The following is a 20289-nucleotide window of genomic DNA, read 5'->3' on the forward strand; positions in this document are numbered from 1 at the left end:
TTTGTAAATCAGATTTATTAATAAAATAAACTCTTTATGCGTTTCTTCTCTATTTTCTTTCTTTTTGTATCCTTACAAGTCTTACATTCTCAAAATCAGTTTGTTCCTGACGACACACCGTATAAAACAGCCTTAGAAAATGCTAAAACTCAGGAAAAACCTCTTTTTGTAATGCTTTATGCTGATTGGTGTCCGCATTGTAATCAGATGAAAAAGGAAGTTTTTAGCGATCCGGCAGTAATGGATTTTTTGAAGAAAAACTATGTTTGCGTTTGGAAAAATGTCGAAAAAGAAGAAGGAATTGCACTTAAAGACAAGTATAATACCAAATCTTTGCCTACTTTTTTATTTATTGATCCTGCCACAGAAACGCTTTTGTATGCGCTTAAAGGTGAATCGAAAAAGGCAGATTTTATGACCGAAGTGAATTATGCTTTAAATCTGCGAATGCAATTACCTTATTTAGAAAAACAATTCATGAATGATCCGAGCAATTCTAATGCATTTTTTGCTTATTTGAATACGCTGAAAAAAGGAAAAGACAGAACAGATTTATCAATTCCAACACATGTTTATTTGAATACACAATCTGATGCGCAATTGGTGAGTGAACTCAATTGGCGCGTGATTGCCAATGGTGTAACGGATATTAAATCAAGAGAATTTCAATATGTTTTAAGCCATCAGAAAGATTTTGCTGCTGTAGCTTCTCAAAATCGTGTCGATCGTAAAATTGAAAGTATTGTTACTGAATTACTCCGCCCCTATGTTGATGGTCTGGATACAATAAATTATTACAAACAAAGAGAAGTTGCGAAATCTATCCGATTGCAAAAAACGGATTCACTGGTTTTTAAATTCGATTTAACTCTAGCAGAAAGAACTGAAAAATGGGATTTCTATAAAAAAGTAACACTTGAAAGTACCGAAAAGTTAGTTTGGAATGATGCAAGTTTCCTTAAAGAAATTGGCCAGACTTATTTAAAACATATTTCTGATACCGAAAGTTTGAAAAAATGCATTTCATGGGTAAAACATTCTCTTGAATTAAATGATTCTTACGATGGTAATTTACTTGTAGCAAGGCTTTATAACAAGATAAAAGATAAAAAATCGGCTTTAAAATATGCCAAAGATGCCAGGACAATTGCTGTAGAAATGGATTGGGGAACTAAGGATGCAGATACTTTATTAGCTGAACTCAATAAGAAATAAAGTGAGAGTAAAAATTCAATATTCAAATTCCAAATTCCAATCTAATACCGTTTCTGGAAGCAGTAAAATAATTTGGATAGCATTAAACTTAAAACAAAATAACAATTAAAATAGACTTGAATTCATGAATTCGGGACAAAAACTACCAAAAACAAAATGGACGTAATACTTAGACCAGCCACAACCAACGATTTAGAAAAAATTCTAGAAATTGTAAACCACTCTATTTTGCATACTACTGCAAATTATAATTATGAGATTCAAACTATCGATGTTCAGACCAAATGGTTTGAAGATAAAACTGCTAAAAACCTCCCTATTGTCGTTGCGGAACTAGATGGTGAAGTTGTTGGGTTTGGAAGTTACGGACAATTTCGTGAGAAACTCGGATATCAATATACCGTTGAACATTCTGTTTATGTTGTTGATACTATTATTGGTAAAGGCATCGGATCTAAACTTTTACTTGAACTAATTCGTTTGGCCAAAGAACAAGGCTATCATGTAATGATTGGCGCGATCGATGCTGATAATGCCGGAAGTATTGCTTTTCACGAACGATTTGGTTTTGTGGCAACGGGAACCATTCGTGAAGTGGGTTATAAATTCGATCATTGGCTTGATTTGGTTTTTATGCAATTGATTTTGAAATAATGGCACGCAGATGAAACGGATTCGCTAGCGCGAAAACGCTGATTAACGCAGATTTTTTCTCTTTTTGATAACAATTTTACTGTAATGTTTTTTTACCGCAAAGCACGCTAAAGAATTACGCAAAGTTCACTATGAAAAATGTTGCTTTTTTTGAGTTCGCAAAGCTTGATCTAAGTATTTATTTTGTCGTTTCGAACGTAAGAGTTTAATTTATAAAGAACTAATTTTAATCTACAACTATTGAGTACAGACTATCCAATACAAACGGGCTATCTTAAAGTTAGTGAACTTCATGAAATCTATTATGAGGTTTGTGGCGCTGACGATGGTGAAATTTATTTATTTGTTCACGGTGGTCCCGGAGCAGGATTTTCAGAGCATGACAAACGTTTTTTTGATTTTAAAAAACATAAAGTTGTCTTTTTTGATCAAAGAGGATCTGCTAAAAGCAAGCCTTTTGGCAGCATAAAAGAAAATACGACTCAGGATTTGGTTAATGATATTAATGCGCTTCTCTCCTATCTCAAAATCGAAAAGATAAATATTTTTGGCGGTTCCTGGGGAACAACTTTAAGTTTGGTATTTGCGATACAAAATCCGGAAAAAGTAAAAAGTCTCTTGCTGAGAGGTGTATTTTTAGGAGATAAAAAATCAATTGATCATTATTTAAATGGCAGTGTCGAAAACGAGTTTCCTAAGGAATGGTCTAGATTTAAAGGTAATGTACCAACGGATTCAGGTTTAAGTATTCCGGCTTATTATCTGAATCAAATGCTGAACGGAAGCCCGGAAAACAAAAAGTTCTTTTGTTACGAATGGGTATTTTATGAAATATCGATTTTTAAGAAAGGAATAACCGAAAATGAAATTGAGGCTGTTATAAAAGAATTCCCATTTGAGTCTTTAGCCATTATGGAGGCTCACTATTTGGGGAATAACTGCTTTATTGAAGACAACTATGTACTAGATAATATAAAAATTTTAGATAATATACCAACGACCATAGTTCACGGAAAATATGATGCTATTTGTCCGGTTCAGTACGCTGAAACATTACATCATAAGCTCAAAAGATCTACGTTGTATATTGAAAACGCAGGACATTCGGATTCTGAACCCGGAATTGAACAAACTATTATAGAAATTTTGAATCAGTAAATTATTGGTGTGTATATTTTTACCGCAAAGTCCGCAAAGTTTTTAATGCAAGTAGCGCTAATAAAGTTTTTTTTAGGTTCGCAAAGCTAGATGTTGCTTTTTTTTAGGAGCCAATCCGCTATCCATTCCAATCTTTTGTGGCGAACCACGCCACAAAAGGATTTCCACTTCTATCGGGGCTAGGGCATTCGTTTTCATAATAATATTAAAACACTAACAAAAAATAATCCGTTCTAATCAGCGTTTTCGCATTAGTGAATCCGTTTGATCCGCGTACCAAAAGCTAACGTAATTATAAAGCAAAAAAAATCCACAAACTTGAAAATTGATTCAAATTTGTGGATTTTTTGGTTGAGATAGTTGCTATTAACTTTTTATCCAATTGATTACTTCAGGATCTGTAGGTAATGTTCTTGGTTTGATAACTTTTACTAATTCGCCTTTTTCGTTGATTAGGTATTTCTGGAAATTCCACTCAACTTCAGAATCCTGCAAACCGTTTTTCGATTTTTGAGTCAGGAATTTGTATACTTCGCACATATCGTCTCCTTTTACAGAAACTTTGTCCATCATTGGGAAAGTTACTCCGTAGTTTTGTTGGCAAAATGTTTCGATTTCTTTGTTTGTTCCAGGTTCTTGCGAAGCAAAATTATTAGCCGGGAAACCTACAATTACAAAGCCTTTGTCTTTATATTCTTTGTAGATGGCTTCAAGATCTTTGTACTGAGGCGTTAATCCGCATTTTGAAGCGGTATTTACGATCATAACTTTTTTTCCTTTTAGAGATGCAAAATCAAAGGTATCTCCTGATAAATCCTGCACTTTAAATTGATAAATGTTTTCTTTTGCCATGGCTTTATCTGTTTTAGAGATTTTGTTTTTACTGGTTTGAGCCTGAATTTGTGAACTCACAAATAAGACAAGGCTGCAAGCGATAAATGCTATTTTTTTCATCGATTAATTTTTTTATAAAATTAGTTAAAAACTGTTTTCGGATAATATTTTGACTGCTTTATTTTTATTAAACATAAGTTAAATAAAAAATTGAAGCCTAGCGTTAATCAGACGCTAGGCTTCCCCCCATACAAACAAATCAAACCATGAATTTAATTGTAATCTTTATTTCTGTTAGTTAAAATTATAGTTGACGCCTTGGTTATATTGAAATTACAGTTTTTGAATCTTAATATCTTTCATCTAATGTCTTATAAAATGGCGTTTATTTTTTTCTACTGGTTTTTAAGGGCGTAAATAATGATATTTCAGTTTCTGTATAAATTTCGGTCTGGAAGTCCAAGGACATCAACTATTTTATATCTTTAATTATTACTGTTTCTATTTATAATGGTTGCAAAACCATTTTTAAAATTGGCATTGTTATAACTTGTCAAAGAAAGCACTGTTGTTAATCCTACAATTAGTATTCTTACATTATATACGTTGTTCATTTCTTTCAATTTTTATTTATTGAGATTTCCTTTACGCTTTAAATCTTTAACAACTGTTAATTTTCTATCTATCATCTCCCGCAAAAACAACTTTAATATTATTCTTTTGAAGCTCTTTTCTTTCTTCTGCTATTTTTCAGCATTATCGTTTGATGTTATAATAGCATTTACGTAATAGGTTTGCTTTTGGTTTTAAAAAAGTGAAAAAAAATCAATATTTTTTTTAAACCCCTTATTTTACTAGGTTTCGGACTATTAAAAAAAAACTAATTTTCACAAAAAAATAAATTATCTTTATCTCAATCTATAAAAATGTATACGAAAATTTTGTTTAAGCTTAAAAACCTAAATCTATGAGTCAAGATGAATTGCTAGTTTTAATTTACAAAAAAGACGAAAGAGCTTTTACCCATTTGTATGATATGTATTCGAAAAGTTTGTTTTCGGTCATCAACGTCCTGATTAAAAATCGCGAAGAAGCCGAAGATGTTTTGCAGGAAGTTTTTGTCAAAATCTGGAAAAATATTGATACTTATAATGAGGGCAAAGGCAGATTTTATACCTGGATCCTTAATATTGCTAGGAATACATCGATTGACAAGCTGAGATCTAAAAATTTTAATAATAGCCAAAAAAACCTTTCTTCAGATAATTTCGTAAATCTGTTAGACGACAGTAATAAACTCGTTAATAGAATTGATACCATTGGAATTCAAGAATTTGTAAAGAAACTGAAACCAAAATGTATTGAGATTATTGATTTATTATTTTTTAAAGGATATACCCAACAAGAAGCTTCAGAAGAATTGGCACTGCCATTGGGAACTATCAAAACACATAACAGAAACTGTATTAACGATTTACGTAATTATTTAAAAATATAATGGAAGCACAAGAATATATAGACTCAGGAATTCTCGAATTGTATGTTTACGGTTTATTGACCGAAACTGAAAATCTGGAAATAGCCGAAATGGCTAAGAAAAATCCCGAAATGGATAGGGAAATTATTGAGATAGAAAAAGCTATTGTAGCGTTATCATCAAGCTTCTCTCCTTTTCATTCGGTAGCCAATTTCGAAAAGATAAAGGCGCGATTAGAATTGAAACACGGCAAGGTAGTCGACATGAAACCTGCATCGCCATGGTCTCAATATGTGGGCTGGGCTGCAGCAGTATTGTTATTGCTAGGACTTGGATACCAAACTCTGGAACTTACCAAAACAAAAGAAGCTATTTCTACTGTTGGAAATGAGAAAAATAAAATACAGAGAGAATATGCTTTCTTAGATCAGCAAAATAAGGAAACAGAGAAAAACTTAACTATTGTTAGGGATATTAAAAACACTGGTGTAACACTTGGTGGTCAGGCAGTTTCTCCTAATTCATTTGCAAAAGTGTATTGGAATAAAGCTACTAAAACTACGTATATAGATGCTGCAGGTTTACCTACTCCGCCTAAAGGAATGGTTTATCAGGTTTGGTCTTTAAAATTAAGCCCGGTACTTACGCCAACAAGTATTGGTTTGCTGGATAATTTTGAAGGAAACAGTCAAAAAATCTTTGCTGTAAGCCAAACAGATTCAGCAGAAGCATTTGGAATCACGCTTGAGCCTGCGGGCGGAAGTTTAACTCCAACAATGACACAACTGTATACTTTAGGAAAAGTTTAAAAATAAACTTAGCATAAAACTCAGAACGCATATTAATTTATTTTAATGTGCGTTTTTTTATTATTTTTAATTCTGATAACTCACTATTAACCAATTCACTACAACCGTGAACTGAACTCTACTTTTACAAATCATTTTATTGATGATTATATATCCTCAAGGAATGGAAAGAACAAAAATTAACACGTCTGACAATGGAAATCATTTGCAAAAACTGTCACCAAAAATATACCGGAAATTATTGTAATAATTGCGGTCAGTCTACTGAAACGCACAAAATAAACTGGCATTTTTTATGGCATGATATTCAGCACGGATTATTGCATTTTGATAAAGGTATTCTATATTCCTTAAAACAATTATTTACCAGACCGGGAAATTCTATCCGGGAATTTATAGAAGGAAAAAGAGTGAACCATTTCAAACCTTTGTCTTTGGTTGTGGTCCTGGCAACGCTTTACGGAGTTTTATATCATTATTTTAAAATTAATTTACTTCCTGATGTGCCTGCTGAGAATTTAAATTATGGCGACTTCAACGAATGGATGTCGACTCATTTTTCATGGGTAACCATTGCGACTATACCCCTCTTTACTCTTGGGACCTATATTTGTTTTCGAAATCAAGGTTATAATTTTGTAGAATATTTTGTCCTGAATACTTTTAAAGCTTCTCAAAAGCTTTTTGCGCATATCTTATTGTTTCCGTTGTTGATTTATTTTAATGGAACTGAAGAAATTCAGAAGGTTACGAGTTTTATTTATGCCGTTGATATTGTTTTGATATTTTGGACAAATATTCAGTTCTTCAATAAAATTTCAATAGTAAAGGCTTTCTTTTTATCCGTTTTAAGTCATATTATCTTTTTAGTTTGTTTCCTTGTATTTACGGCTATTATAATGATATTGACCGGGAGACTCGCTGTATGAAACCTTAAAAAAAACAAAAATTTTTATAGTTTTCTTTTTTTATAAATATCTATATCGTAATATTGCAATATAAAAATATAACGATGGGAGCTACAAAAACAGATCATTTTACAGACGACCAAAACGAATTGGCTATTTTAACAAAAGCTTTAGGTCATCCTGCACGAATTGCTATTATTCAATACTTACTTAAAGTAAATGCATGTATTTGCGGTGATATTGTAAACGAATTACCGCTTTCACAGCCAACGGTTTCCCAGCATTTAAAAGAACTAAAAAATGCCGGTCTTATAAAAGGAAATATCGAAGGAAATGCGATTTGCTATTGTATAAATGAAGTTGGGTTCGAGAAAATTAAATTTTTCTTTACTCAGGTAGATCTTCATTTAGAAAAAAGAAAAAACGAATGTTGTTAACTATTAAATCTAATTATTATGAAACTTTCAGAAATTAAACAAATACTTACTACTGTTGAGGCAGTAAACTTTCAACTTCCTGACGGAAAATTTGTTCCGGAATATTTTCACGTGACAGAAGTGGGTTTGGTCACTAAAAACTTTATCGATTGTGGCGGCGTGGTTCGCAAAGAAACGGTTGTCAATTTTCAGCTTTGGGATGCGAACGATTACGAACATCGTTTAAAACCACAAAAATTAATTCATATCATAACACTTTCTGAAAAAGTTTTAGGAATTGAAGATTTTGAAATCGAAGTAGAATATCAAAATACGACTATTGGAAAATATGATTTAGGTTTTAACGGAAAAGATTTTTTATTACTGAATAAAACTACGGCTTGTTTAGCGCAGGATCAATGCGGAATTCCGTCTGATAAGCCAAAATTAAAACTGACGCAATTGCATACTGATGAAGGCAATTCTTGTACGCCTGGCGGAACTTGTTGTTAAACTTAAAAGGTTATAAAAATGTCGAATCAAAATATTTTATTGCCAAAAATTGAATCTTTAATTCCGTCTTTTGATTTTGAATCTATTGCTAAAGATCGCAAAAATACGCTACAACCGCTTGTTGATTTTATCAGGTCGAAGTTGGAGCAGCAAAGCGAAATTAGATTGAATTTTATTTGTACACACAATTCAAGACGAAGTCATTTATCTCAGGTTTGGGCGCAAACAGCTGCTCATTATTACGGAATTCAAAATGTTTATTGTTATTCTGGCGGAACTGAAGCTACCGCTTTGTTCCCGAAAGTTGCTGAAGCGCTGGCAGATTCGGGATTTACAATCCAGAAATTGTCTGAAGGGAATAATCCCGTTTATGCGATTAAATTCTCAGAAAACGAAGCGCCAATTATTGGCTTTTCTAAAACATACGAAGATGAGTTTAATCCGGAAAGTCAGTTTGCAGCTATTATGACTTGTTCGCAAGCGGATGGTGGTTGTCCTTTTATTGCTGGAGCCGAAAAAAGAATTGCGGTTACTTATGATGATCCAAAAGTTTTTGATAATGCACCCGAACAAACAGAAAAATATCACGAAAGAAGCCTTCAAATTGCTACTGAAATGTTTTATGTTTTCTCTCTAATAAAAAAATAAAATGTCGTTAAATCATTGTTATCCTGTTGTTGAGAAAAAGAAATTAGGCTTTCTGGATCGTTTTTTAACGCTTTGGATTTTCCTTGCGATGCTTATTGGAGTTTCTGTGGGTTATTTTTTTCCGTCAAGCGGAAGTTTCATTAATTCGTTTTCTAGCGGAAGTACTAATATTCCGTTGGCGATTGGTTTAATTTTAATGATGTACCCGCCACTTGCAAAAGTGAAATACGAAAAGATGGGAGAAGTATTTAAAAATACCAAAATTCTGGGTGCTTCTCTTTTTTTGAACTGGATTGTTGGTCCTGTTTTAATGTTCTTTTTGGCTCTTTTATTCTTAAAAGATTATCCTGAATATATGATTGGTCTAATCTTAATTGGGTTAGCGCGTTGTATTGCCATGGTAGTAGTCTGGAATGATCTCGCAGAAGGTAACCGCGAATATGCGGCTGGTCTTATTGCGCTGAACAGTATTTTTCAGGTTTTACTTTACAGCGTTTACGCCTACATTTTTATCACCGTTTTGCCTCCTTATTTTGGATATTCAGGTTTTACAGTTGATATCAGCATGATAGAAATTGCTAAAAGTGTGGGGATTTATCTGGGAATTCCGTTTGCATTAGGGATTATAACCCGATATGGTTTGATTAAACTCAAAGGCGAAGAATGGTTTGAGCACAAATATATTCCGTTCATCTCTCCTATTACACTGATTGCATTATTATTTACAATTGTACTGATGTTTAGTTTGAAAGGTGAATTGATCGTTCAGATCCCGATGGATGTGTTGCGAATTGCGGTTCCGTTAGCGATTTATTTTGGGTTAATGTTTGTGATTAGTTTCTTTACCGGAAAGTATTTTGGTGCCGATTATTCTAAAAGTACTTCGATTGCTTTTACTGCTACGGGAAATAACTTTGAGTTGGCTATTGCTGTTTCGATTGGTGTTTTTGGTATTAATAGTGGTCAGGCTTTTACGGGTGTTATTGGTCCTTTGGTTGAAGTTCCAGCTTTAATTGCTTTGGTAAATGTGGCTTTCTGGTTTCGAAAGAGATTTTTTTTTTAAAGGGGCTGAGGGACTAAGATTCTGAGTTGCTAAGTTTTTTTTTAATTGTTTTATCCTATTTAATATAACCCACGGTTTTGGCTGTGGGTTTTCTATTATGTAATAATATATAAACCTGGATATATTATACTTGAATGGCTAAAAATGCTGGTTTTGTTTTATGCTGAATTATAATTTGAATTTTATTTCAGCGTTCTTCTGAATTACTTTTTTATTTTGATAGAATTATATTGAAAACGAATCTCCTAGCCCTGATAGAAGAGGAAATCCTTTTGTGCCGGTGTTCGGCACAAAAGATTGGAACGGATTGCTTCGCCAATTCGCTCTTTCAGGCTCGGGTGCAGGAAATAGCTCCTAATTCTTTTAATCAACTACAATATTGCATAAAAAAAGGTTCAACGTGATGTTGAACCTTTTTTGTGAATTAATAAAATACCTTAGTTATTATTTTTTCTTTTTATAATACTTGCGGTATTTTGGATATGTTAGAATTCCGATAAGGGAAATTGTTCCTAATGAATACCAGATCCAGCTTAATGAATGTGCTTCTCCACTTGCATAAGAGTGTAATCCTACGAGGTGAAAGTTTACTCCGTAATAAGTAAACAAGATCGATACGAAGGCAAACATACTCATTAAATTAAAAAACCATTGTCCTCTTAATGAAGGAACAAAACGAGCGTGAATTACGAAGGCGTACACCATAATCGAGATTAATGCCCAGGTTTCTTTTGGATCCCATCCCCAGTAACGTCCCCAGCTTTCGTTGGCCCATTGTCCTCCAAGGAAGTTACCAATGGTAAGCATGATTAGACCAATTGTTAAGGACATTTCGTTGATATAGGTAATTTCTTTGATGTTTAAGTCCATTTTTGCCTTGTTCTTGTCGTTGGTAAAGAAGATCAAAATTAATCCGACAAAACCAAGAATCATTCCTAATGCAAACGGACCATAACTTCCTACGATTACTGCTACGTGAATCATTAACCAATATGAGTTAAGAACGGGTTGCAGGTTTGCAATTTCAGGATCAATCCAGTTGGCGTCTGCAGCAAAAAAGATCATTGCTGTTACGAATGCTGCTGATGCAACGGTAAGTTTCGATTTGCGATCGAAAGCCAGTCCGAAGAACATGGTTGCCCATGCCACATAAACAATTGCTTCGTAAGCGTTACTCCAAGGTGCGTGACCTGAAATGTACCAACGGGCTATTAAGGCGATGGTATGAAATGCAAATATTACTCCTATTAATATATGAAAACCATTTACGGTAATGCGAAGCCATTTTTTATCAAAGAAAGTACTGAAAAGTGTAAAGATCAACATGAAGATTCCGGCAAGTGAATACCAGTAGAACATTTTTGGTAAAATGTTGTAGGTGTTGTATGCGATTTCAAGGTCGATTTTCTTATCGCTTGGACGTACTTTACTTCCGAATTTCTTTTGAAAACCATCTATACTTTCAACCAAATGATCGGCAGTATCGAAGTTTTTAGAAATTGATCCGTTATTTAAAGCGCTAAAATATAAAGGCAGAATTTGTTTTACATAGGTAGAATCCATGCCTTTTAAACCTGCATTTTGTAATTCTAAGTACGAAATCCATTTATTACCCGGATCATTCGGAATTGGGAAAATTCTCAGGATACTTCCGCTTAAAGCAGATTCCATCAGGTTTACTTTTTTATCTGTTTCGATAAAATCTGTTTCGAAACTATTTGGATTCGCTGCTTTATATGCCGCATCTAAATAAGGAGATAATTTATAGTTTCCGTTTTCGTCAAAGAATTTTACAAACGGTACCAGTTTTGCTTTTCTGTCTACACCAATAATTCTACGAATACTATCGTCTTTTGTATTCAGATAAATAAGCGGAACTTGTATCCAAACCTGAGCGTATTGCGTCATTGACAAGAAAACCTGATCAGAATTCATTCCGTTGTAGGTATCTTTATGGCTTACTTTTCTTAACAATTCAGATGAGAATGTATTGATAGGTTTCATTCTACCTCCGGCATCCTGAATAATCAAACGTCCGAATTTAGCGGCGTGTGCTACCGGAGCTTTATAAATCGTTAATAACGAATCAATTTGTTTCTGACTTGGTGCTGCAGTTACGTGATTGGCATGATCGTTAGGATCTGCAGGTGCGTGATTATGACTGTGATCATGACCATCTCCCTCTGTATGAACGTGAGGTGCCTGAGCGAAACCAGCGAAACTTAGCATTAAAACCAGAATCGTAATTAATTTTTTCTTTTTTACATTCTCTAATTTACGTTTTAGATCAGCAAAACGAGAATGTTTGGTAAACATAATAGCCATTAAACCAAAGTATAACATAAAATATCCAAAATAAGTAATAGAAGTTCCCCAGAAATCGTGGTTTACAGATAATACTGTTCCTTTTTCGTCCGGATCGAATGAAGATTGAAAAAATCTGTATCCTTTATAATCTAAAACGTTGTTCATGAAAATTCTGGCATCAAAAGTTTCTGTAGAATCCTGAACGGTTACTTTACTCTCAAAAGAAGAGTAACTTTTTTCTGTACCAGGATATTTTGTCGCGATAAAGTCGTTTAATTTTACTTTAAAAGGTAAGATATAAGCTTTACTTCCGTAGAATAAACTGTATTCGATTTTACCAATTTTTACGGTTTGAGGCTCCCCTACGCTACCTTTTGATCCTAAAAGACGTACTTCTTTTTCCTGCCCATCGGCTTTAACTTTTACTACCAAAGCATCGTGGTGAGATTTGGCTTTATAATCGTTATTCGATTCGTAATCAACAACTCCTCTTACAGCAGGATCAGGAAAAACGATTCGGATATCTCCAATACTATATAAAGAACGCATCATAAGCGGCTGAATATCATCTTTGGTTACAGATCCTTTTAATTTATCTGCCATTCGCATAAACTCTCCTTCAAAAGGAGTTTGAATGGTATATTTTTCACCAGTTGTATTAATATTGATAGCGCCTTCTGTAGGTTTGTTTAATGCAAATAATACATTATGAATGTTTTGAACTTCTCCTTCTTTTAGAAAATGTTCTTCACGTCCGCCTGCTCCCGCTTCTACCAATTTAAGATATAAAGTTCCGTTTGCAGATGGTTTTATTACTTCTTTAGCTCCCATGATGTAGTTAACGTAAGTTACTTCAAAAGGAGTTTCGTCGAATTTACCTGAAAGTGTAAAATCGTTATTGGTTACCGGCGAGAATAATAATGGCTTGTCAAAAACTCTACGTTTCATTTCGCCTTTGTATTCTCCGTCTGCAAAAACAGTTAAGAATGTTTTGTCTGAATAGACTTGATTTTCGGCAGCGCCTTCACGAATTGGCATCATTCCTTCGTAACTGATATAGCGCGTAATAAAAGCTCCTATAAGAATAAAAATAAAAGCTAAGTGAAGTATAAGTGTTGCCCATTTTTCTTTTTTATGCAATTGGTAACGCTTGATATTTCCGAAGAAATTGATCAAAAAGAAGACCATTATTGCTTCAAACCACCATGTATTATAAATTAGAATTCGGGCTGTGTCTGTATTGTATTTACTTTCGATAAAAGTACCAATACCCATTGCGATAGCAAATGTTAAAAAAAGAACAGACATTAATCGTGTAGAAAACAAAAAAGAGAATATTTTTTTATCCATTTTTGAGGAATTACATTGTATAAAAGTGGCACAAAAGTACTTAAAAATGTTGAGTTCCAATATTTGAAGTTTGTTAATAAAAACCAAAAATAGGGTGTGATTTTTAGTCAAATTGATGAAAATGTACGCTTAGTTTTACAAAATTACAATTGCATCATTTATTGTAAAAGTGGCTTTGAGTTTGGCGCTATAAGACTTGAAGAGTTTTTATGATAATGAATCTGTTTTCGTAAGGTTTAAAATTGCCTGAGTTTGTAAAATATCCCGTTTTAATGCACGTTTGCATATCATTAACAAAATAATGCGCGATTAAAATCTTTTTAATCTGTGCAATCTGTGGGTAAACTCTACTTTGACTATTTTCTTTAGAAAAATAAACTATTTAATCTTTTGTTCAATTGCAGAAAGTCTGTCTGATAGTTTTTTAAAAGATTTATTTTCTTCTTTAAGTGTTCTTATTTCTTTTTCTTGTTCTATTGCGTATAATGTAAGCTCCTCAATTTTTTGTAACAGTTTGGCATTCATTTCCCCTAAATTAATTCCGTTCTTTAATACTTCCTCTTCGGTTGGTATGTTTTCTAAATGCCCTTTTTCATTAATATGATTTTCAACTTCTGCGAGTGTTGGTAAATTAAATTCTTTTTTGAACACGAAATCTGACCAACCAATCATATCTACTTTTACTTCTTTAGAATGAATTGTTCCATTTACGTCTAGTTTATTTTGAGGATTTGTTATACCTATACCTACATTACCATTGTTAGATATACGTAATCTTTCTATTCCATAAGTTGCGAATCCAAGAAATCCACCTATGGTGCCTGCTCCTCTATAAAAAGATATAAAACCATTATTCTCGTCATTAGCATACTTCAGACCTATACGAAATGATTCACCATTGATAATATCTGTATTTATGGTTTTAGTATATAACGAAAACGGTAGTTCGCTACTATTAGCAAGTATAGCTCCATAAGAATTATTTCCATTATTGACATGCAGCTTGGCAATTGGTGTGTCTGTTCCAATACCAACACTTCCATCGTAATTCCACGTCATAACGTGTTGGTCTGGGATAGAATTGGTGTTCGAATTGCCATTTATATATAAATCAAGTTTACTGCCATAAAAACTATTGCCTCCGTGACCAAGTCTAAATTCCGCATTTTCATTATAACTATAACCATTAGTTCCGTTTCTAGAAAATTTTAAAATTGATTTAGTTGGAGCGGTTAGCCCCGAAGGAATACTAGTACTAATAGTCTCTCTTATCTCTAGATTACTAGTAGGATTTAAGGTTCCTATACCAACATTACCGCCATCAGTTGGAAAAAAGCTTTGAGCGAAATTTACTTGAGACAACAGTAGTGTAGTTAATAATATTTTTCTCATTATTTTAATTTATTAATAAATTCTTTAACTGTATTTTCTAATTGTATTTGTTTAGTTTTCATTTCAATATTCTCCTTTTTCATATCTATCATATAAAGAGTCATTTCCTCAATTTTTTGTAAAAGTTTAGCATTTATTTCACCAAGATTAATTCCATTTTTCAAAACTTCTTCTTCGTTTGGAATATTTTCTAAATGTCCTTTTTCATTAATATGTTTTTCAACATCTTCCAGCGTTGGTAAATTATATTCTTTTTTAAAGACAAAATCTGACCATCCTTCCATATCAACTTTAACTTCCTGGGAGTGAATCGTTCCTTTTACATCTAGTTTGTTTTGAGGGTTTGTTGTACCAATTCCAATATTACCATCGTCATTTATATGCAAACGAGTTTGTGGTACATTACCACTTGCTGAATTGGGATTGGTTAGAAATTGTAAATAAGTATCATAATTATTTCCCCTATAACTTCTTATGGAAGCTGATCCTGCCGCAGCAAAATCCCAGCTTATATCCCTAGCGGAATTAGCATTTTCCGGTGAATTTGGCCCCTTAATACTTATAGCTTTTAATGGTGTTGGAAAACCATCGGGACTCGCTTGAATAGTTAACTTTGCTACATTATTATTTGTGCCTATAACTACATCCCCGTCAATAATTTGATTTCCAGTAAAGCTATTAGCCCCTCTTGTTGCTAATTCTACCCAAGCTGGATTTGAAATCCCTGCCAATTTCCTAAAGAACAATCTTTCATTTTCTACATACGATGAAGCAATTTGCAATTGAAAATGATTATTGAGATTTCCGTGTCTAATTACAAATAAGTGACTCCAAATATGACTTGTATCAGGAATTCGCCCTATAGGATTTAGGCCGCTATATAGCCCTGAACTAAGAGGATTATTAAAATTATCAATACCAGGTGCTAAACCATCTCCAATTTGCTGAGAGAATGATACTGTTGTGACGAATAAAATCGTAAGTATAGTAGTTATTTTTTTCATTGCTTTAATTTCGTTTTAAGTTGGTGAAGTTCATTTTCTAATTCTGATTGTTTATTTTTTATATCAATCATATAAAGAGTCATTTCTTCTATTTTTTGCAAAAGCTTGGCATTCATTTCACCAAGATTAATTCCATTTTTCAAAACTTCTTCTTCATTTGGAATATTTTCTAAATGTCCTTTTTCGTTAATGTGTTTTTCAACATCTTCAAGCGTTGGTAAATTATATTCTTTTTTGAAAACAAAATCTGACCATCCAAGCATATCAACTCTAACTTCTTTAGAATGAATTGTCCCGTTTACATCTAGTTTGTTTTGAGGGTCTGTCTGGCCTATTCCTAAATTACCTCCTGGTGTTAATGTTAGTGAAGTAATAGTCTTAACTTCAGTTCCGTTCCAATAAGATGTTTGTACTTTTAAACCTGATCCTGTTTGAGCATTATTTCCTCCGAAATTATCAATAATTGTTTTGTATGATTGATCATTCCATAGTTGATTAAGGACTAGACTTGCGCCATCACCAGCCCAAGTAGAACCAATAATATTAACAACTGATTGTCCTCCTGCATTTAAAGTAGTTCTTCGAATATCAAGTAAACCATTTGGGGATTCTGAACCGATACCAATGTTTCCATTGCTAGCTATACGCATTCTTTCTGTTCCATTTGTTGAAAACCCCATAAACCCTCCAGAAGTACTCATTCCTCTATAAAATGAAATAAATCCATTGTTTTCGTCATTATTGTGTTTTAAACCCAATCTAAATGACTCACTATTTACGGGTTGGGTGGAAAGCGTTTTAGAATATAGTGAAAATTGATTTTCAGTCGCAGTGGCAAGTATGGTTCCGTAAGAATTATCTCCATTGATGACTTGTGCATTCAAAGTATTATTTGATGTATATAAAGCCAAGGCTAGTAATAATATTTTTCTCATTTTAATTTTAGTATAAATTTCCGCTAAAAGTAATTTTTTCACCTGAATTTACCTATAAATAAATCTTGTTTTTATAAGTACTTTTCAAAATAATAATAAAAAAATAATGCTAATTTTGCGATATGATTCGAATAACAATAATTGGTTCAGGCAATGTTGCCCAGCATTTGATAAAAGCTTTCACCAAAAGTGAACTTGTAGAAATTGTACAGGTTTATTCCAGAAAAAAAGAAACTTTAAGTTCTCTAATTGAATTTGATAAAATTACAAGCGATTTCGAAGAATTGCTGGAAAGTGATTTGTACATTATTGCCGTCTCAGACAAGGCTATTGCTGATGTTTCTAAACAATTGCCTTTTCAAAACCGAATCGTTGTGCATACTTCTGGTGCGGCTTCGCTTGATGTTTTGGATGCCAAAAACAGAAAGGGTGTTTTTTATCCGCTTCAAACATTTTCTAAAAACAAAGAAATCGATTTTTCGATCATTCCACTTTGCTTAGAAGCTGAAAATACATTCGACTTTCGTGTTTTAGAAACTGTTGCTAAAAGTATCTCTAATGCTGTATTTGCTATTAACTCTGATCAGAGAAAGGCATTGCATGTAGCAGCAGTTTTTGTAAATAATTTTACGAATCATTTATATCAAATTGGACAGGAAATTTGTACTGAACATAAAGTTCCTTTCGAAATCTTAAAGCCGTTAATACAAGAAACTGCCGAAAAAATAAATACTTTAAACCCTGTAGATGCGCAAACCGGACCTGCAAAACGAAATGATTCGGTGACAATCGAATCGCATTTGGCGTATTTAAACAATGAAAATCAAAAAAATATCTATAAACTTCTAACACAATCTATTCAAGATGATAGACAAGCACTTTAAAGAAATAATGAACGACATCACGACTTTTGTTTTTGATGTTGATGGCGTACTTACAGACAGTTCGGTTTTTGTAACTAATGAAGGAGAAATACTTCGCACAATGAATATCCGTGATGGTTATGCTATGAAAGCAGCTGTAGAAAGTGGCTACAATGTTTGTATTATTTCTGGCGGAAGCAATGAAGGCGTTCGTGTTCGTTTACGTAATCTGGGAATTAAAGACATTCATTTAGGAACTCCTGATAAAGTAGCGACTTTTAAAGAATATACTGAAACTTATAATATTAAACCTGAACAGGTGTTGTATATGGGTGATGATATTCCAGATTTTCATGTAATGAAATTAGTAGGTTTACCAACTTGCCCGCAAGACGCAAGTCCTGAAATCAAGAATATTTGCCGTTATGTTTCGCACGTAAAAGGTGGAAAAGGCGCTGCAAGAGACGTGATCGAACAAGTAATGAAAGTACAGGAAAAATGGATGGAACATTTTAGCGGGAAACATGACTAGTTTTCAGTCACAGTCTCAGTTTTCAGTTATTAACAGTAACATTTTCTTTGTCAAAGTTTAAAACTTTGACAAAGATTCCAAGTAAAAACTTAGCCCCTTTTTAACTTAGTCACTCAGAACCTTAAAAAAAATGAAATTCCTCAAACTCATTCGATATAAGAACCTACTGATGCTCGCTTTTATGCAGCTATTGTTTCGTTATGCTTTTTTAAAACAACAAAATATTCCATTAGCGCTGTCTGACTGGCAATATGGATTATTGGTTTTGAGTACTGTTTTATTGGCTGCAGCGGGTTATGTTATAAATAATATATATGATGTTGCCACAGACACCATTAATAAACCGCAAGATGTTGTAATTGGTAAAGGAATCTCAGAAACTGCTGCTTACAACATTTATATTGGACTTAATATTACAGGCGTTGCTCTTGGTTTTGTTTTGTCTAATATCATTTTAAGACCCGGTTTTGCTTCACTGTTTATTTTGATCGCATCATTGCTTTATTTCTACGCAACGACTTTAAAACAAATCATGATTTTAGGCAATTTTGTTGTAGCGCTCTTGCTTTCTGTAAGTGTATTAATCATTGGTGTTTTTGATCTTTTTCCGGCAGTTAATTCAGAAAATCAGGCGCAAATGGCGAGCTTTTTTTCTATACTAACGGATTATGCTTTGTTTGCTTTTATGATTAATTTTATTCGTGAAATAGTTAAAGATATCGAAGATGTAAATGGCGATTACAATCAAGGAATGAATACATTACCTATCGCAATAGGAATTAGCAGGGCTGCAAAAATAGCAGTGGGTTTTGCTGTTATTGCTTTTATATTGTGTTTATTATATGTCAATCTTTATTTTTTCCAAAATAATCTTTTTATAGCTACATTTTACGCTTTTGCTTTTGTTCTGGCGCCTCTTTTATATTTTATTGTAAAAATCGTTTCGGCAAAATCAAATAAAGATTACCATCATTTGAGTACAGTTTTAAAACTCATTTTATTCTTCGGAATTTTATCTATTCTAGTTATTACCCTAAATATCAAGTACAATGCTTAAAGAAAAATTAAAAAAATATACTTTAATTCTGGCTTCAGGATCACCACGCAGACAACAGTTTTTTAAGGATTTGGATCTTGATTTCGAAATAAGATTAAAAGAAATTGAAGAAATATATCCTCCTGAATTAGAAGCAGCTGAAATCACCGATTATTTGGCCGCATTAAAAGCAAGTGCATTTGATGGAGAACTTAAAGAGAACGAGATTTTGATTACCAGCGATACAATAGTATGGCATCAGAATAAAGCTTTAGGAAAACCAAAAAATGCCGAAGAAGCTTTTGAAATGATCAAATCAATGTCTAATGATACCCACGAAGTTTTTACATCGGTATGTTTTAGAACAAGCTTCACTTCAACCGTGATCAATGATGTAACAAAAGTAACATTCAAAGATTTATCAGACGAATCGATTTTATATTACATAGAAAACTACAAACCTTACGATAAAGCCGGTGCTTATGGTATTCAGGAATGGTTTGGTTTTATGGCAGTTGCAAAAGTTGAGGGATCTTATACTAATGTTATGGGCTTGCCAACAGCTAAAGTTTACGAATATTTGAGTACTTTAGTGTAAAAAAAATATTTATGTTTTCCTTAAAAGAATATAGCCACGAAATTTTAAGCACGATAATAATACTAATTGCTCTCGCAGCTTTAAGGGTTATTGTGGCAAAATTAATTCGTCGTTACGCCAGTACAAGTCATTTATTAGAGCATCGAACCAATTTGGTAGTGAAATACATTCATATACTAATGAATATATTGGTTACGATTAGCTTGATTGTTATTTGGGGGGTTGAAACTAAAGATATTTTTATCACGGTTTCTTCCATCGCGACTGTAATTGGTGTGGCTATGTTTGCGCAATGGTCTATTTTAAGTAATATTACTTCCGGAATGATTTTGTTCTTTTCTTTTCCTTTTAGAATTGGAGATACGATCAAAATTCATGATAAAGATTTTCCTATAGAGGCGGAAATCGAAGATATTAGTGCTTTTCATGTGAATCTAAAAACGAAAGAAGGCGAGAAAATCATTTTCCCGAATAATCTTTTACTTCAAAAAGGGATTTCTATTATGCCGGCGCATTATGAAGAAAAGGAGTTTTTTGATTAAAATTAATTAAGGGTTAGATTTTGCCGCAAATTCTT

At 33.1% G+C, this 20289-nt stretch carries 21 protein-coding genes; 15 read left to right on the forward strand and 6 right to left on the reverse strand.

The annotated features are described in order from the left end of the window. Positions 1–36: 36 nt before the first annotated feature. The 3 genes from L0669_RS17050 to pip all read left to right on the forward strand — a co-directional run bounded on the left by L0669_RS17050 (position 37) and on the right by pip (position 3027). Positions 37–1215: a thioredoxin family protein gene (locus L0669_RS17050; protein ID WP_263758983.1), complete on the forward strand. Its 1179-nt coding sequence runs from the start codon at positions 37–39 to the stop codon at positions 1213–1215. A 156-nt stretch (positions 1216–1371) separates the two neighbouring features. After that, positions 1372–1869 (forward strand): GNAT family N-acetyltransferase, encoded by a 498-nt coding sequence (locus L0669_RS17055; RefSeq protein WP_263758984.1) that lies wholly within the window; start codon positions 1372–1374, stop codon positions 1867–1869. Between the two features lie 240 nt (positions 1870–2109). Continuing rightward, positions 2110–3027 (forward strand): prolyl aminopeptidase, encoded by a 918-nt coding sequence (pip, locus tag L0669_RS17060; protein WP_263758986.1) that lies wholly within the window; start codon positions 2110–2112, stop codon positions 3025–3027. 366 nt (positions 3028–3393) lie between these two features. On the opposite strand, the gene L0669_RS17065 is transcribed toward pip, so the two are convergent. Both L0669_RS17065 and L0669_RS23680 read right to left on the reverse strand, forming a co-directional pair. Further along, positions 3394–3981 carry a glutathione peroxidase gene (locus tag L0669_RS17065; RefSeq protein ID WP_173973224.1) on the reverse strand — a complete coding sequence of 196 codons (588 nt, stop codon included), beginning with the start codon at positions 3979–3981 and terminating at the stop codon, positions 3394–3396. Between the two features lie 365 nt (positions 3982–4346). Further along, positions 4347–4475 (reverse strand): hypothetical protein, encoded by a 129-nt coding sequence (locus L0669_RS23680; RefSeq protein WP_302773247.1) that lies wholly within the window; start codon positions 4473–4475, stop codon positions 4347–4349. A gap of 353 nt (positions 4476–4828) precedes the next feature. Between L0669_RS23680 and L0669_RS17070 the strand changes: the two genes are divergently transcribed. From L0669_RS17070 to arsB, 7 genes are all read left to right on the forward strand, one after another. Further along, positions 4829–5359: an RNA polymerase sigma factor gene (locus L0669_RS17070; RefSeq protein WP_173973015.1), complete on the forward strand. Its 531-nt coding sequence runs from the start codon at positions 4829–4831 to the stop codon at positions 5357–5359. After that, on the forward strand, positions 5359–6147 hold the full coding sequence (locus L0669_RS17075) for an anti-sigma factor (RefSeq protein WP_263758987.1): 789 nt from the start codon (positions 5359–5361) through the stop codon (positions 6145–6147). Before L0669_RS17070 ends, L0669_RS17075 begins: the two co-directional genes overlap by 1 nt. A 194-nt stretch (positions 6148–6341) precedes the next feature. Next, positions 6342–7076, forward strand: coding sequence for a DUF3667 domain-containing protein (locus L0669_RS17080; RefSeq protein WP_263758988.1), 735 nt, complete (start codon positions 6342–6344; stop codon positions 7074–7076). Between the two features lie 83 nt (positions 7077–7159). Continuing rightward, the gene (locus tag L0669_RS17085; protein ID WP_173973018.1) at positions 7160–7492 is read left to right on the forward strand and encodes an ArsR/SmtB family transcription factor; all 333 of its coding nucleotides are present in this window, start codon (positions 7160–7162) and stop codon (positions 7490–7492) included. Between the two features lie 18 nt (positions 7493–7510). Beyond that, positions 7511–7984: a DUF6428 family protein gene (locus L0669_RS17090; RefSeq protein ID WP_263758989.1), complete on the forward strand. Its 474-nt coding sequence runs from the start codon at positions 7511–7513 to the stop codon at positions 7982–7984. Between the two features lie 18 nt (positions 7985–8002). Next, the gene (locus tag L0669_RS17095; protein ID WP_263758991.1) at positions 8003–8632 is read left to right on the forward strand and encodes an arsenate-mycothiol transferase ArsC; all 630 of its coding nucleotides are present in this window, start codon (positions 8003–8005) and stop codon (positions 8630–8632) included. A 1-nt stretch (position 8633) separates the two neighbouring features. Then, entirely contained in the window at positions 8634–9695 is a 1062-nt protein-coding gene (gene arsB, locus L0669_RS17100) for an ACR3 family arsenite efflux transporter (protein WP_263758993.1), read from the forward strand. Between the two features lie 444 nt (positions 9696–10139). Here arsB and L0669_RS17105 read toward each other — a convergent pair whose 3' ends face one another. From L0669_RS17105 to L0669_RS17120, 4 genes are all read right to left on the reverse strand, one after another. Beyond that, positions 10140–13352 carry a cytochrome c biogenesis protein CcsA gene (locus L0669_RS17105; RefSeq protein WP_263758994.1) on the reverse strand — a complete coding sequence of 1071 codons (3213 nt, stop codon included), beginning with the start codon at positions 13350–13352 and terminating at the stop codon, positions 10140–10142. A 378-nt stretch (positions 13353–13730) separates the two neighbouring features. After that, positions 13731–14744, reverse strand: a complete 1014-nt coding sequence (locus L0669_RS17110; protein WP_263758996.1) for a hypothetical protein — start codon at positions 14742–14744, stop codon at positions 13731–13733. After that, positions 14744–15748, reverse strand: coding sequence for a tail fiber protein (locus tag L0669_RS17115; protein WP_263758997.1), 1005 nt, complete (start codon positions 15746–15748; stop codon positions 14744–14746). Before L0669_RS17115 ends, L0669_RS17110 begins: the two co-directional genes overlap by 1 nt. Then, complete coding sequence (locus L0669_RS17120) at positions 15745–16683, reverse strand: hypothetical protein (RefSeq protein ID WP_263758998.1); 939 nt, start codon at positions 16681–16683, stop codon at positions 15745–15747. The genes L0669_RS17115 and L0669_RS17120 overlap by 4 nt, the downstream gene beginning before the upstream one ends. 122 nt (positions 16684–16805) lie before the next feature. Between L0669_RS17120 and L0669_RS17125 the strand changes: the two genes are divergently transcribed. The 5 genes from L0669_RS17125 to L0669_RS17145 all read left to right on the forward strand — a co-directional run bounded on the left by L0669_RS17125 (position 16806) and on the right by L0669_RS17145 (position 20254). Beyond that, a complete protein-coding gene (locus L0669_RS17125; RefSeq protein WP_173973023.1) occupies positions 16806–17567 on the forward strand; it encodes a Rossmann-like and DUF2520 domain-containing protein in 762 nt (253 codons plus the stop codon). After that, positions 17551–18078, forward strand: a complete 528-nt coding sequence (locus tag L0669_RS17130) for a KdsC family phosphatase (RefSeq protein ID WP_173973028.1) — start codon at positions 17551–17553, stop codon at positions 18076–18078. Before L0669_RS17125 ends, L0669_RS17130 begins: the two co-directional genes overlap by 17 nt. Positions 18079–18208: 130 nt before the next feature. Next, on the forward strand, positions 18209–19135 hold the full coding sequence (locus L0669_RS17135) for a geranylgeranylglycerol-phosphate geranylgeranyltransferase (protein WP_263758999.1): 927 nt from the start codon (positions 18209–18211) through the stop codon (positions 19133–19135). After that, on the forward strand, positions 19128–19712 hold the full coding sequence (locus L0669_RS17140; protein WP_263759001.1) for a Maf-like protein: 585 nt from the start codon (positions 19128–19130) through the stop codon (positions 19710–19712). Before L0669_RS17135 ends, L0669_RS17140 begins: the two co-directional genes overlap by 8 nt. Before the next feature lie 11 nt (positions 19713–19723). Next, entirely contained in the window at positions 19724–20254 is a 531-nt protein-coding gene (locus tag L0669_RS17145; protein WP_173973026.1) for a mechanosensitive ion channel domain-containing protein, read from the forward strand. The last annotated feature ends 35 nt before the right edge of the window (positions 20255–20289 follow it).

It is taken from the genome of Flavobacterium bizetiae (assembly GCF_024271895.1).
In the GTDB taxonomy this organism is placed as follows: domain Bacteria; phylum Bacteroidota; class Bacteroidia; order Flavobacteriales; family Flavobacteriaceae; genus Flavobacterium; species Flavobacterium bizetiae.

Coding starts and splice junctions, on each gene's coding strand:
- L0669_RS17050 (WP_263758983.1), top strand. CDS start 37: ATGCGTTTCTTCTCTATTTTCTTTCTTTTTGTATCCTTACAAGTCTTA.
- L0669_RS17055 (WP_263758984.1), top strand. CDS start 1,372: ATGGACGTAATACTTAGACCAGCCACAACCAACGATTTAGAAAAAATT.
- L0669_RS17065 (WP_173973224.1), bottom strand. CDS start 3,981: ATGAAAAAAATAGCATTTATCGCTTGCAGCCTTGTCTTATTTGTGAGT.
- L0669_RS23680 (WP_302773247.1), bottom strand. CDS start 4,475: ATGAACAACGTATATAATGTAAGAATACTAATTGTAGGATTAACAACA.
- L0669_RS17070 (WP_173973015.1), top strand. CDS start 4,829: ATGAGTCAAGATGAATTGCTAGTTTTAATTTACAAAAAAGACGAAAGA.
- L0669_RS17075 (WP_263758987.1), top strand. CDS start 5,359: ATGGAAGCACAAGAATATATAGACTCAGGAATTCTCGAATTGTATGTT.
- L0669_RS17080 (WP_263758988.1), top strand. CDS start 6,342: ATGGAAATCATTTGCAAAAACTGTCACCAAAAATATACCGGAAATTAT.
- L0669_RS17085 (WP_173973018.1), top strand. CDS start 7,160: ATGGGAGCTACAAAAACAGATCATTTTACAGACGACCAAAACGAATTG.
- L0669_RS17090 (WP_263758989.1), top strand. CDS start 7,511: ATGAAACTTTCAGAAATTAAACAAATACTTACTACTGTTGAGGCAGTA.
- L0669_RS17095 (WP_263758991.1), top strand. CDS start 8,003: ATGTCGAATCAAAATATTTTATTGCCAAAAATTGAATCTTTAATTCCG.
- arsB (WP_263758993.1), top strand. CDS start 8,634: ATGTCGTTAAATCATTGTTATCCTGTTGTTGAGAAAAAGAAATTAGGC.
- L0669_RS17105 (WP_263758994.1), bottom strand. CDS start 13,352: ATGGATAAAAAAATATTCTCTTTTTTGTTTTCTACACGATTAATGTCT.
- L0669_RS17110 (WP_263758996.1), bottom strand. CDS start 14,744: ATGAGAAAAATATTATTAACTACACTACTGTTGTCTCAAGTAAATTTC.
- L0669_RS17115 (WP_263758997.1), bottom strand. CDS start 15,748: ATGAAAAAAATAACTACTATACTTACGATTTTATTCGTCACAACAGTA.
- L0669_RS17120 (WP_263758998.1), bottom strand. CDS start 16,683: ATGAGAAAAATATTATTACTAGCCTTGGCTTTATATACATCAAATAAT.
- L0669_RS17125 (WP_173973023.1), top strand. CDS start 16,806: ATGATTCGAATAACAATAATTGGTTCAGGCAATGTTGCCCAGCATTTG.
- L0669_RS17135 (WP_263758999.1), top strand. CDS start 18,209: ATGAAATTCCTCAAACTCATTCGATATAAGAACCTACTGATGCTCGCT.
- L0669_RS17140 (WP_263759001.1), top strand. CDS start 19,128: ATGCTTAAAGAAAAATTAAAAAAATATACTTTAATTCTGGCTTCAGGA.
- L0669_RS17145 (WP_173973026.1), top strand. CDS start 19,724: ATGTTTTCCTTAAAAGAATATAGCCACGAAATTTTAAGCACGATAATA.